Source organism: Xenorhabdus budapestensis, assembly GCF_017743015.1.
In the GTDB taxonomy this organism is placed as follows: Bacteria; Pseudomonadota; Gammaproteobacteria; order Enterobacterales; family Enterobacteriaceae; genus Xenorhabdus; species Xenorhabdus budapestensis.
The window spans coordinates 3,795,485-3,809,028 of the sequence record NZ_CP072455.1; the positions used below are offsets into that span (position 1 = coordinate 3,795,485).

Here is a 13,544-nt window from a genome sequence, read left to right on the forward strand (position 1 = left end):
ATTCCTTAATGATTTTTTTGCTATGATTCCTAATGGAATAACAAAAGGATCTATTATTCGGTGGGTTGAAACAAGCTATCTGAATCAGCAGAAGAAGTACGCTATAAGAAAGATATCATGATAATAATTTGCATATTATTGATATAAAATAAAAATAATATTCATCAAAGATATTCATTATATGATTATGAGAGATATCTTACATATTATGTAAGATATCTCTCACAAAAAATTAAACCGATATCTGCATCTACAAAACTGTCACAGGACTGATAGTGGAAAGAAAGGTCGTTAAATCAGCAGATAAGATGGTTCGTTCATGGCTGCCAAACTGTTCAAGTATCACCTGTCCTGTCAGATTACATACAGAAACCAGTTGCATCTCTGTATCCGTTGTTCCGATAAATGCCGTAGGTGGAAGTTTCAGCCGTTTCTGCGTCACAAGATGGCCTATCAGATTTTCCTGCAATCGGATGAAATCATCTTCACTCCATACCTGAATCAAATTGAGAGCTTGCTCCTCAAAATTGACAGTCATATCACCAGCAAACTGCGTGACATAGTAATCATGGATTGAGTCCTGCAAACAAATCTCCAGCGCATTTTCTACCTTACTGAGTTTTTCCCGGACAGAAAATGGTTTGGGAAGCCAGTGCACTACACCGTTCCCCGTCCGTTCGATACAAGGTGAAGGTATACCATACAGCTCGCTGCTGGCGGGTGGTAACCCCGTTTCTTCCTGCCACAGTTCAACATAGCGTTTGGTAAAGTCAGAAAGTGCCTCTGTCACATTGAAAGTCATATGATTATTTCTTCCATTTTTCAGTCCAATACTGTTGTTCTACCCATTCCTATACGTTTTTCAACGAAATAACAACTATACCTAATAGATTTCGGGCGGCATCACTGTCAAAAGTAATAGTATGAAAAATGATACTATTTACAGTTACAAAAAGAATTAACTCCCTTCAAGTAACATACCTTTTGCATTCGATTCAGATTTATTGGGTATAGTCAATAAAAAACGTCTGCAAGCAATAAATTAAACATGATATTAATATAAAAAATAACATCACTGTATATTCATATTAAAAACATGAAGTTAGAATGGTGATTTTATTTACCTAAAATAGATCAATAACAATATGAATACAGAAAATAAAAATAAAAAAAACCATGAACTACATAAAGAATATACTGACATTAAGAAAAAACACAGTTTAATTAACTTCCCTGAAAATGTAAAACTAACATATCGCCGCTTTACCAATTGGTCAGAAGAAATTCATGCAGAGAATATTCCATACTGTATACCTAATTCTGACAAAGATGTTATTTCTGTCGTCAATTGGGCCTGGAAACAAAATTATAAATTGAGAGTTGTGGGTGAATCACATAACTGGTCTCCTCTGATCATTCCACCGAAAGGTCAGAATAGTAACCGCATTATACTTATCGATCTCACACAACATTTTACACAAATAAGTATTAAGCACCTTCCTCAATATTCAATTGTTACCGCGCAAACTGGCGTATTGATGGAAACACTTACGACAAAAATGGAAGAACAAGAAATAGGCTTTACAGCTACCCCAGCACCGGGTGATTTAACACTGGGGGGAGTACTGGCAATAGGTGGTCATGGGACAGGTATAAAAGCGCTGCATGAAAAACCTCAGTCAGGTCACAGTTATGGTTCACTCAGCAACTCTATACTGTCTTTGTCTGCTGTAGTGTGGGATGAGAAAAATGCACAATATGTCATTAAGCGCTTTAAACGAAATGATCCGAATTGTGCGCCTCTTCTTGTTCATTTAGGGTGTTCTCTGATTTTAAATGTCGAGCTTCAGGCAGGAAAAAACCAACGTCTTCGGTGTGAAAGTATTATTAATATCCCGGCAGCAGAATTATTTGCTCCTGTACAAGATGAAAAAAATAAAAAAACTTTCAGCCATTTCCTTGATAAAAGTGGTCGTGTTGAAGCCATTTTATTTCCATTTACAATTCATCCTTGGTTAAAGGTATGGAGTATCTCACCTGAAAAGCCCCTTTCCAGCGTCCAGGTTACACAGCCGTACAATTATCCATTTTCCGATAATATTCCCATTCAGCTATCTGATTTAATCAAAAAGCTAACCCATAACCTCCCAAATATCACGCCGGCATTTGGGGCAGGCCAATATTTTATCATGGCAAGTTATTTTTTAACTGGGGGAGCCGACCTCTGGGGCTGGAGTAAAAACTTATTACTCTATGTCAAGCCGACTACATTACGTGTTACTGCAAATGGTTACGCAATATTAACCCGTCGAGATAATATTCAGAAAGTCCTCAATCTTTTTTACTCACAATGGAAGACGTTGATAAAAGAATATGAGAGAAATGGAAAATATCCTGTCAACGGGCCAATCGAGATCCGTGTTTCAGGGCTGGATACACCTTCTGAAGTAGTACAAAAAGATGCTGTTGTGCCAAGTTTATCTGCGATCCGCCCACGCCCGGATCATCCAGAATGGGATGTTGCTATTTGGCTTGATGTTTTAACCCTGCCAGGAGCGAAATATGCCGCTGATTTCTATAACAGACTTGAACAATGGTTATTTAAGGAGTTTGACGGTTCTTACGCATCTATTCGTGTCGAATGGAGTAAAGGTTGGGCATACAGTAAAAACGCAGCATGGGATGACGAAGATATATTAACCAAGAAAATTCCTGCTTCGTTTACTGATGGATTACCCACTGATACTAACTGGTATTCAGCCGTTAACGCATTAAAGAAATTTGATCCATATGGCTTATTCAGATCACCATTGTTAGAAAAGCTACTTTCCGGTAAATAAAAAATTACATTCAGTCAAGTAACATTAAATGTCATAGCTATATCCTTTCGTTGTTCAAGTTGCGGATTTTATTCTGCAACTTGAGTGATTCAGGGAATTGTTCTAGCTAAATAAGATTGAACTTCGAAAGTAATCATTTATAAAGTAACTATATAAAATTATCGTCAGTGTAAGCAATAGTTAATTATATGTATAAAGATGTTAATTAAGTTGTTTTAATTATCGGGGATCAGGGATAAAAAATAAATTTGTTCCTATTACAAACAGATTATTTAAACTTTTTTCTGCATTTGTGATAAATGTCACTGACAGATATATATAATAAACTACCTTAACGGTCATAATTTATATTATCAATATAATTACATTTAGTTAGCAATCTATCGTTCCAGATAACTTAGGTGAAATTGTGTTTACTGACCAACAAAAAATAATGATATCCCCAAATAAAATAAAATTGAATCATTAATAATAGGCTGTATTATATCTCGCTGTAAATGTTTACATCATGTTGTTTTTTTCTGTTTCCTGTTCCAATTGATAGACATTTTTTTAGAAGGTAATAATGAATAACAAAATGACAGAAGCCATTAAATCGATATTTAATGGGCTACCTGATATCCCACATGAAACCTATTTTCAAGAAGGTTTTTTCAGGGATCCGGTGAGAACAATTAATACAGATGACAGGTATTTTTTATCCCCTGCTGATGGGTTCGTTATTTATAGCGGAATAATAAACCCGGATGAGGCGATTACCGAAGTAAAAGGGAAAAAATACAGCATTCAGGATATCATTAGAGATAAAAATTATGATAAGCGTTCACTTGTCATTGGTATCTTTATGACATGCTATGACGTACATATTAATAGAGTTCCCTATGATGGCATCCTTAGTTACTCGGAACATGAACCTCTAGAAACAAACAATCTACCAATGATCGATGTAGAGAATAATATTTTTTATAAAGAGAATATCGAGTTAGTTTATGACGATTATTTATCTCTGAATCAGCGAGTCGTCAATAAAGTCTATTCCCCTGGTATTAATAGAGAATACTATATAGTTCAGGTTGGTGATTATGATGTTGATACAATCACACCATTCCATATACAGCAGCATAAGCCAGTATATCAGGGTGATAGATTCTCAATGATTCGGTATGGTTCACAAGTAGACTTAGTGATCCCTGTTACTGATGATGATGAATTAACCTCATTAGTGACTGAAAAAGAACATGTCACGGGTGGCATGACTAAGTTAGTTAGAATCAATGACAGCTCTCTATAAATAAACTCTCTATAAACAAATAAAATAAACTAGATTTGAGGTCTTAAGATGTTAAAGAATTCTCCCAATATCATTTCTGATTTAAAAATGCCAGCCTTTTTATTGGCACCTCCATTTTCATTAAATACCAACGTAAGAAATAATATTTGGATGGAGGAACTTGATGAATCCGCTATTACTGTTAACAGCAATGTCTCATTAAGACAGTTTTATAAGCTGTACAGCTTTATGTCATCACAATCATTGGTCTATTTGCTGCCATCTGACACTCATCAAGAGCTGCAAGATCAAGTGTATGTTGCCAACTTGGGAATTATTGTTGGTGACGAAGATCCAACAGCAATAGTTGCCAATTTTGCATCAGAAATCAGAAGATCAGAAACACCTATTGGGGTGCGTTTCTTTGAATCATTAGGCTATAAAACTGAAGTTGCACCTTACTTTTTTGAGGGTGAAGCTGAGTTAAAATATCTGCATGACAATGTATTGGTCGGCGGTTATGGAATCAGAAGTGACATCAGAACTTTCGACTGGATGGAAGAGAAATTCGATCTTAAAATCGTGAAAGTGGAAGAAAGAGATCCTTATCTTTACCATCTGGATTGCAGTATCTTCTCTCTGGATAAAGAAAATACTCTCGTATATACCGATGGGTTCAGCAGTGACGAACTGAAAGAACTGGAAAAAGTTACCAACATTATCAGCATAAGCAAAGATATTGCTTACAGTGGGATCTGTAACTCTGTCAGAGTTAATAAGTATGTTCTCTGTTCATCTAATATCAACGACCTGAAAGCAGGTACGGAGGGTTATATCTATGAAATGAACAAAAACCATGAATTGGAAAAAATTTGTTCCAAACTGGCATTAACGCCAAAACTATTCAACTTATCTGAATATATGAAGAGCGGCGCGCTACTTTCCTGCATGGTTATGCATTTAAATAGATATTCTCACAAAATACAGGTAATATAATATTGTGATAAACAAAGCGATAATATTGACCACATCGTTTTCACTCATAGTTATTGAGTTAATTACAATATAAATAGTATCTTTGGTTTATATTATTCTCGTGCTTATTGGGTTTTTAATCCATTATATATAGCACCATGATGACTTTTAAAACCACCTGTATTTTAGTGAAATAGGACATATATACCCTATGGATTTCAAACTGCAACTTGAAAGACAATAGGTATATTCCAGGGATGGAGTCGGCTGCATTTTTATAGGATGGTAAGTTTTAACATGTTGCCTATACTAGTTAAATTGATAACTTAACAGTGATCAGTATATGAAATATATTACATTCCTTTACTCTTTTATACGGAAACAAAAAACAGCCTTAGTGCTGGCTATTGCTTTTACTATAGTGGCAGCTTTAGCTGAGGTAGTATTTCCATTTCTTGTACAGGAATTAGTTAACACCTTGTTGAAGGACAAGTTGATTCTTTCCTTCTCATTTAACCAATTAATTGCTTCTCTAATTGGAGTATCATTATTAATTGTTATTAGTCACGCTATTATTATCTGGATGCAGACAATTAATGCGTCAGAACTAAGTTACAATATGAGGAAATCGCTGGTCGATTCTTTCCTCTCTTTTCCCTACCATATAACCAGAAAATTTCACTCAGCTAATCTGGCATTCAGAATAAAAAACGATACTTATCTCGTATCGGATAGAGTCAGAGATTTATATAGCGAATTTCTCTATGATACGCTATCTATTATTGGCCCGTTCATTGCCATGGCTCTGATTGATATTAAATTAGCTATTTTGGCATTTATGATGGTTTGTCTGACCACCTTGATCAGCAAACCGATCACTAATCGAGTCGCAATTTATGAAAGAATTCTACAAATCTATAACTCACGATTAACCGGAGTGATACAAGAGTCTCTTTCCTGGATCAAATCTGTCAAAATTTTTAATTCTGAAGAGTCAGAAAAAAAGAGAATTAATGATGCCAATACTAAAGTAAAAAACGTCGAGAGGATCACAGGGTTATTTATGTCCTTATCTGTTCCGCTTGGCTTTTTTGCACAGTTAGCATCAACAATTGCCGTACTTTGGTATGGTGGCTTGTTATTGATGGATGGAACGATCAATCCCGGTAACTTTGTTGCTGCTTTTACCTACGAGCAATTAATGTCTGATTCGATTAAGAGATACAGCAATCACTTAAATAAATTTGCTTCACTCAAATCGCTGTTAGACAGGGTTTTCGAATTGTTAGGTTCTTATAAGCCAATTCCCAAAAAACACAATAAATCAACAGGCAATTACAATCCTGATACTATTGATATCAACATCAATACGTTTTCCTATAATGACAGAGATACTTTGTTCAGAGATATGAACATCTCTATACAAAAAGGTGAACGTATCCTTATTGTTGGTGATAACGGTCAGGGTAAAAGTACGATATTTGATATTGTGACTGGTTTAACCCCATTAACTGACGGTTATGTTTCAATTTTTGGTGAAGTTCTGGATAACCCCGATCATCAGCGTTGGTTGCAAAAATTTGGCGTGATGTCACAACAGACTCAGATCATAAAAGGCACGTTATACGATAATCTGCACATCGCCAATACAGAATCAACCAGAGAAGATATGGTTTCTGCGTTAATTAAAGCGGGTGGCAGTGAACTATTAGGTAAACTGAAAGATGGTCTGGATTCACACATTGATGAAAAAGGCTCTTCTTTGTCAGGCGGTGAAAGGCAGGTCGTTGGTTTAGCACGTCTGTACCTTAAGACGCCGGAAATATTGCTCTTTGATGAACCGACCACTTATCTGGACAATAGTAAGATAAATAACTTTGCAGAAGCACTGAATAATATCGTTCATGGTAAAACAGTGCTCATGATAAGCCATGATCCACGAGTCTTTAGACTTGCAGAGCGGGTTATCAAAGTCGACAAAGGGAGAATTGCCTTTGATGGTTCTCTCCAGGAATATATGGAACAACCAAGAACAAACTGATTTTTGATATTTGATGAATGACATAACTCAGTCCGCTTAATGATTTGGTGATGAATCAGATCACAAGAGTCGGACTGAGTCTCCTTCAAGTGACCGACTATTTCAATTGACCTACGATTATAAAAGGTTATGTAACTTCCTCCCTCGTATAAAACCAACATGAAAGCGCTGAAAGAAGACTCAGCTTCACACAGGCCGAATGACACTGACTTGATAAATACGGTAAGTAATGATTAATGCACAATAAAAATACGAATCATCAAAATTCCTTGATACACTACAAGCTATTTGAACAACAATAATCTCTACCCGATAGCTCTTACATGCAGGGTAATTAGCTTTAAGGAATCTTATGTCTTTGTATCAAAATAATCAGACCCTCACCGAACTTACTCTCGGCAAACCGACTTCCTATTGCGATACTTATGGGCCATCATTATTACAAGCCGTTCCTCGTAGTATGAACCGTGAGCCGCTTGGATTGTCTCCCGATAACCTCCCATTTCACGGGGCTGATATCTGGACAATGTATGAGCTATCCTGGCTCAATTCACGGGGTGTTCCTCAAGTCGCTATTGGTCACGTTAGCCTGAATGCAACCAGCGAAAATCTTATCGAATCCAAAAGCTTTAAACTTTATCTGAATAGTTTTAACCAAACCCGCTTTACTGATTGGGAAACAGTGCAAAAAACCCTGCAACAGGATTTATCCGCTTGCGCTAAAGGCGATATTGAAGTTGTTTTATATCCTCTGCATGACGTCAATCAACAGCCAATTACCGATTTTGAGGGTAAATGTATTGATAATCAGGATATTGAAATTGATGATTATGAGTTCAATCGTGATTATCTTAACAATGCAGCAACCGGGCCTGTCGTTGAAGAAATTCTGGTTAGCCATTTGCTGAAATCAAATTGTCTGATCACAAACCAACCTGATTGGGGCTCAGTACAAATTCGCTATAAAGGTCCCAAAATCGATCAGGAAAAATTATTACGTTATCTGGTTTCATTCCGTCACCACAATGAGTTTCATGAACAATGTGTTGAGCGTATTTTCAACGACTTAATCGAATTGTGTGGCCCGGAAAAACTCACTGTTTATGCACGTTATACTCGTCGTGGTGGATTGGATATTAACCCATGGCGTAGTAACGACACATTTGTACCAACAACCGGAAGATTAGCCCGTCAGTAATTGAATTAGCACAGATGGCATTCATCCTAATGCCATTTAATCACCAAACGGGCTGATTTTAATGTTCAATTAGCACCCAACATATTTCAGGGTAAAATCATTATTCAGGAAACCCCATTTGGGTATAAAGGAGCTATTCTTGATTACACATGTCAGCCCGTTAGGGTCAATGGATTCACTCTCTCAGCTTGAAGTTGATACATTGAAACGCACCGCAAGCAGCGATCTATACCGTCTTTTCCGTAATTGCTCACTGGCCGTGCTCAACTCCGGCAGTCAGACTGACAATGGTAAAGAATTACTGTCAAAATATAAAAATTTTGACATTAACGTTCTGCGCAGAGAGCGAGGAGTCAAACTGGAGCTGGTTAATCCGCCAGAAGAAGCATTTGTTGATGGTAAGATCATTCGATCCTTACGAGCAAATTTATTTGCAGTATTGCGGGATATTCTGTTTGTTCACGCTCAACTTGTTGATGCACAAAAAGCAGACTCTCTGAATCTGAAAAATGGTATGCACATTACCAATACCGTTTTCTCCATTCTGCGCAACGCCAAAGCTCTGCCTCTTGCAGAAGATCCCAATATGATCGTTTGTTGGGGTGGGCATTCCATTAGTGAAAAAGAATACTTGTATGCCCGCCAAGTAGGCAACGAACTAGGTTTACGCGAGCTGAATGTTTGTACTGGTTGTGGGGCGGGTGCAATGGAAGCACCGATGAAAGGGGCTGCTGTCGGACATGCACAACAGCGCTATAAAAACAGCCGTTTCATCGGTATTACAGAGCATTCCATTATCGCAGCCGAGCCCCCCAATCCACTGGTCAATGAACTGATTATCATGCCGGATATCGAAAAACGGCTGGAAGCTTTCGTTCGTATCGCTCACGGCATTATCATCTTTCCGGGAGGCGTTGGAACAGTAGAAGAACTACTTTATCTACTGGGGATTTTGATGCATCCTGAAAATCAGAATCAGGTATTGCCTCTGGTATTAACAGGGCCAAAAGAGAGCGCTGATTATTTTCATGTTCTGGATGAGTTTATCGTCAAAACGTTGGGTGAACAGGCCCGTAATCACTATCGCATTATTATGGAGAACCCATCAGAAGTTGCCAAAGTGATGAAAACAGCTATGCCACAGGTTAAAGAAAACCGTCGTTCAACCGGAGATGCCTATAGCTTTAACTGGGCAATGAAAATCTCTCATGATTTGCAATCTCCATTTGAACCCACGCATGAAAATATGGCGAATCAGGATTTACATCCGAATCAATCAACTGAAAAACTGGTGGCTGCTCTGCGACGTGTATTTTCCGGCATTGTCGCAGGCAATGTGAAAGAGGTCGGAATTCAATCCATTGAAAAACATGGGGTGTTCAAAATTCACGGTGATGCAGAAATTATGCGCCAAATGGATAATCTATTGGAAAATTTTGTGAAACAAGATCGAATGAAACTTCCGGGTGGCACAGCTTATGACCCATGTTATAAGATTATCAGATAAACAATCCACTGAGGCAGTCGCCACGGAATAACACCACGGATGGAGTATATAGCTAGAGACCATGATACACCTTTTGATTGTAGATGCCCTGAATTTGATTCGACGTATCCATGCTGTGCAGGGAAGCTCTTGCATTGCCGCTTGTGAACATGCGTTGAAGCAATTAATCTCTCATTCTTCTCCAACCCATGCTGTTGCCGTATTTGATGAAGATGGTAGACACCATAGCTGGCGCCATCAGCTACTTCCTAATTACAAGGCCGGGCGTTCTGCTATGCCAGAAGATTTACAGCAAGAAATGCCACTGATTAAGCAAGCATTTGATACTCAAGGTGTCGCTTGCTGGCATGCTGAAGGACATGAAGCGGACGATTTAGCGGCAACACTGGCAACCAAGGTTGCCGCTACAGGGCATCAGGTGACCATTGTTTCCACAGATAAAGGTTATTGTCAGCTACTATCACCCAATATCCAAATTCGTGACTACTTCCAAAAACGTTGGCTGGATTTGCCTTTTGTACAACAGGAATTTGGCGTCTCTCCTATCCAGCTTCCCGATTATTGGGGACTGGTGGGTGTCAGTAGCAGCAAGATCCCAGGTGTTCAGGGGATCGGCCCAAAAACAGCCGTTGCTCTGTTGCAACAAGCTGGCTCATTAGACAATTTATTCCAACATCTGGAAACTCAGCCAGAGAAATGGCGCAACAAATTAGCCTCTGACAAAGAAATGGCTTATATCTGCCGTGAAGTTGCTTCGCTAAAAACTAATTTATCCCTGAACGGTAATTTGCAACAACTTAGGCTGACCCGCAGTTAAGCTACATCATCTGAGTCAGAGATGACCAAATCACTCAGCCAAAATAATGCGAAATTAACTTAATGTGTTCACTATTTAACTGGCCGGACTCACTCAACAAACCAATCCAGGATTTCATATAGTCGTATTTTGCCTGGGAAAGCTCACGACGGGCAGTATAAAGTTGCTGCTCCGCATTCAATATGTCCACGTTTACCCGCTGCCCCAATAAAACGCTTTTTTGCGTGGCTTGAACCTGTAATTCTGCCGCTTCCACCGCCACTTCATAAGCACGTATCCGCTTCTGTCCATTGACGCACCCATTATAATGGCGTCGCAGTGCATTCAGTATTTCCCCGGCTTGTGCATCCATTTCGAATTTGCTCTTGTTATAATTAGCCGCCGACTGACGCACCAATGCTGATGTCGCATTGCCGTTATAAAGATTCATGGAAACACGCACCCCGACAGAATCTGTCCGGTATTTCTGATTAACGCTGTTATCGTTGCTGGATTTATTCTCACTATGAGAAGCGTATAACTCTAGTTTCGGCAGGAAACCAGATCGACTGCGTTCAATATCATGATACGCCACCTCAATTTTCTGGCGGGCAACCGCTAATTGGGGATTCCGGCGTAATGCTATCTGCTCCCAATCGGCATAATGTTCAAATTCCAGCTTTATTGCTTTGAAGTGTTCAACATCAGATAAACGTGTGACAGGTACGTCCGTCGGCAACGGAGTACCTACTAATAACTGTAAATCACGGATCGCGGCATCCAACTCATCCTGCACAGTTAACACATCAGCCTGTACCTGACTGTAACGGGCCTGAGTTTCCGCTACATCTGTGCGGGTGCCTTCACCAGAAACGAACAACTTCTGGTTAAGCTCCAGTTGCTTTTCATAAGCCATCTGCTGCTGAGCAACCTGTGTCAGTTTGTCCTGCGCATAAGCGACAGCCACATAACTGTTCACCACCCTCACAACCAGTTGCTGGCTGTCAGCCCGAAAACGGGCATCACTCATCAACGCATAAGCTTTACGGGTCTGATAACGTGCCCATGCTTCGACATCGAATAATGGTTGGGTCAGAACCAGTGCACCACTGTAGCTGTCGTACTGCCGATCATAACGCTCTTTAACCGCATTACCCCGCCGCTCTGAGACATTGTTTTCCATCTTCTGCCAATTCTTCGGGGCATTTTGGTAGCTAATTGACAACTTGGGTAACAATTCTGCCCGACCAAGCGTTTTTTCTTCCTGCCCTGCTTCCAGTTCTTTGATCGCGGCCTGAAATGTTGGGTCATGTTGCAGTGCCAGCGCATAAACCTCGGTCAAAGAAAGTGCTTTAACTGGGCCAGAACGCAATATTGTCAGCACAATGATCAAAAACAAGGTCACCAACAAGGAGAATCGTGCATAATATTTCCCTATCATTCGATGATTCCTGAACATGCCTATTACTCCTCAATCAGCGATGTAGATGCTCTGTCCACCAATGGCTTGAATAAATAACTCAACAATGAACGTGACCCTGTTTTAACAAAAACCTCAACTGGCATACCCGGTTTGATATGCAGATCAGCCAGTTTTTCCATACCTTCTGGCGTAACCCTTACCCGGATTTGGTAATAAGATTCTCTGGTCATATCATCGACTAAACGATCGGCAGAAATGACCAATAGTTTTCCAGTCACTTTAGGTGTACTGTTCTGGTTCAATGCAGTAAACATCAGATCAACATTCTGCCCGATATTCACTTTATCAATCAGGTGCACCATCAAACGTGCCTCAACTTCCAACGCACTCTGATCAGGCAGGATTTCCATCAGTTTCTCCCCCGATGCCACAACGCCTCCCTGGGTAAATACTTTCAACCCCACAACTGTTCCCTCAACAGGTGCCGTAATAGAAGTGTGGGATAGATCAAACTGCGCTGTTTCCAGTTTATTTTTCAGCTCATTGGCCTGAACCTGAATATCTGCAAGCTGGCTGCGTACTTCACGCTGATAATCTGCCTGCCGTTGAATCATGCGCTGATGCGTTTCCTGTTGCTGCTTCTCAAGTTGTCCTATTCGACCAGTCATCTCAGCCATACTGCCACTTAACTCAATTTGGTTTCGTTGCAGTTCCAGATAACGGTTACGGGGAAAATAGCCTTCTTCCGTCAACGGACTCAGGTTAGTAACCTGTTCTTTAAGTGAGGCCTGCTGACGCTGTTTGTTTGCCATTGCTTCCCGCAGCCCTTTGATCTGGAAAATCAATCCTTCCTCTGCCTGCTGTATTCCCGCCAGATCACTTCTCAACATTTCCCGACGTGACATGAAAAGCTGTTTCTGCAACGCCAGGATATTGTCAAACCGTGGTTCTGAGCGCTGAGCCAGTAAATCAGGCGAAAAAACCAGTGTATCCAACCCCTGTTGTTCAGCCAGTAATCGCGCCTCCGTTGCCAATGTGGTATGTAACTGTTGTGTCAAAGAATCAATCTGGGCATTGACTTGAACCTGACTGAGCTGAACCAATACCTGACCTGCACTGATATGTTCTCCTTCTGTCACCAGTATCTGCCTGATGATGCCATTAGTCGGGGACTGCACCGTTTTACGATTACCATCCACCACGACAAGGCCAGAAGAGGCAACCCCTTTATCGAGCGGGGCAAATGCCGCCCAGATGAAAAATCCCAGTATGCCAATGCCGATAATCAACCAGCCTAGCCGCAGATAGCGATTTGCATCCAGCGGTAATAATCCTGGCTTATCATTTTGTGCACTCTTTATGTCAGTCTGAACAACTTTGGTCTGATAGGACATCTTTACTCCCGGACAAGTTTTTCCCCGGCTAGCAGCTAAAACTATGTTGAAGCCATGCTAAAACCATGCTGAAACTGTATTAAAGCTATGAAAAATGATG

10 protein-coding genes are annotated in these 13,544 nt (G+C 39.9%); 7 read left to right on the forward strand and 3 right to left on the reverse strand.

All coding sequences use genetic code 11. The features are described from left to right. Positions 1-250: 250 nt before the first annotated feature. Entirely contained in the window at positions 251-802 is a 552-nt protein-coding gene (gene syd, locus HGO23_RS16730; RefSeq protein ID WP_099135033.1) for a SecY-interacting protein, read from the reverse strand. Between the two features lie 343 nt (positions 803-1,145). Here syd and HGO23_RS16735 point away from each other — a divergent pair, with 343 nt between their 5' ends. From HGO23_RS16735 to xni, 7 genes are all read left to right on the forward strand, one after another. Continuing rightward, a complete protein-coding gene (locus tag HGO23_RS16735; protein ID WP_209027306.1) occupies positions 1,146-2,840 on the forward strand; it encodes a cholesterol oxidase substrate-binding domain-containing protein in 1,695 nt (564 codons plus the stop codon). Between the two features lie 565 nt (positions 2,841-3,405). Beyond that, positions 3,406-4,131, forward strand: a complete 726-nt coding sequence (locus HGO23_RS16740) for a phosphatidylserine decarboxylase (RefSeq protein ID WP_099135035.1) — start codon at positions 3,406-3,408, stop codon at positions 4,129-4,131. A 48-nt stretch (positions 4,132-4,179) separates the two neighbouring features. Continuing rightward, complete coding sequence (locus HGO23_RS16745; RefSeq protein ID WP_099135036.1) at positions 4,180-5,106, forward strand: dimethylarginine dimethylaminohydrolase family protein; 927 nt, start codon at positions 4,180-4,182, stop codon at positions 5,104-5,106. A gap of 322 nt (positions 5,107-5,428) precedes the next feature. Continuing rightward, positions 5,429-7,126, forward strand: a complete 1,698-nt coding sequence (locus HGO23_RS16750) for an ABC transporter ATP-binding protein (protein WP_209027307.1) — start codon at positions 5,429-5,431, stop codon at positions 7,124-7,126. A gap of 352 nt (positions 7,127-7,478) precedes the next feature. Further along, on the forward strand, positions 7,479-8,324 hold the full coding sequence (queF, locus tag HGO23_RS16755; RefSeq protein ID WP_209027308.1) for an NADPH-dependent 7-cyano-7-deazaguanine reductase QueF: 846 nt from the start codon (positions 7,479-7,481) through the stop codon (positions 8,322-8,324). Positions 8,325-8,463: 139 nt separating this feature from the next. After that, a complete protein-coding gene (gene ppnN / locus HGO23_RS16760) occupies positions 8,464-9,831 on the forward strand; it encodes a nucleotide 5'-monophosphate nucleosidase PpnN (RefSeq protein WP_099135039.1) in 1,368 nt (455 codons plus the stop codon). A gap of 61 nt (positions 9,832-9,892) precedes the next feature. Further along, positions 9,893-10,648: a flap endonuclease Xni gene (xni, locus tag HGO23_RS16765; RefSeq protein ID WP_099135040.1), complete on the forward strand. Its 756-nt coding sequence runs from the start codon at positions 9,893-9,895 to the stop codon at positions 10,646-10,648. Between the two features lie 34 nt (positions 10,649-10,682). Here xni and HGO23_RS16770 read toward each other — a convergent pair whose 3' ends face one another. Further along, positions 10,683-12,068: a TolC family outer membrane protein gene (locus HGO23_RS16770; protein ID WP_099135041.1), complete on the reverse strand. Its 1,386-nt coding sequence runs from the start codon at positions 12,066-12,068 to the stop codon at positions 10,683-10,685. Positions 12,069-12,091: 23 nt separating this feature from the next. Continuing rightward, entirely contained in the window at positions 12,092-13,444 is a 1,353-nt protein-coding gene (locus HGO23_RS16775) for an HlyD family type I secretion periplasmic adaptor subunit (protein WP_099135042.1), read from the reverse strand. Between the last annotated feature and the right edge of the window lie 100 nt (positions 13,445-13,544).

Excerpts from the sequence above, each read along its gene's own strand:
- syd (WP_099135033.1), bottom strand. The coding sequence starts at position 802 with ATGACTTTCAATGTGACAGAGGCACTTTCTGACTTTACCAAACGCTAT.
- HGO23_RS16735 (WP_209027306.1), top strand. The coding sequence starts at position 1,146 with ATGAATACAGAAAATAAAAATAAAAAAAACCATGAACTACATAAAGAA.
- HGO23_RS16740 (WP_099135035.1), top strand. The coding sequence starts at position 3,406 with ATGAATAACAAAATGACAGAAGCCATTAAATCGATATTTAATGGGCTA.
- HGO23_RS16745 (WP_099135036.1), top strand. The coding sequence starts at position 4,180 with ATGTTAAAGAATTCTCCCAATATCATTTCTGATTTAAAAATGCCAGCC.
- HGO23_RS16750 (WP_209027307.1), top strand. The coding sequence starts at position 5,429 with ATGAAATATATTACATTCCTTTACTCTTTTATACGGAAACAAAAAACA.
- queF (WP_209027308.1), top strand. The coding sequence starts at position 7,479 with ATGTCTTTGTATCAAAATAATCAGACCCTCACCGAACTTACTCTCGGC.
- xni (WP_099135040.1), top strand. The coding sequence starts at position 9,893 with ATGATACACCTTTTGATTGTAGATGCCCTGAATTTGATTCGACGTATC.
- HGO23_RS16770 (WP_099135041.1), bottom strand. The coding sequence starts at position 12,068 with ATGATAGGGAAATATTATGCACGATTCTCCTTGTTGGTGACCTTGTTT.
- HGO23_RS16775 (WP_099135042.1), bottom strand. The coding sequence starts at position 13,444 with ATGTCCTATCAGACCAAAGTTGTTCAGACTGACATAAAGAGTGCACAA.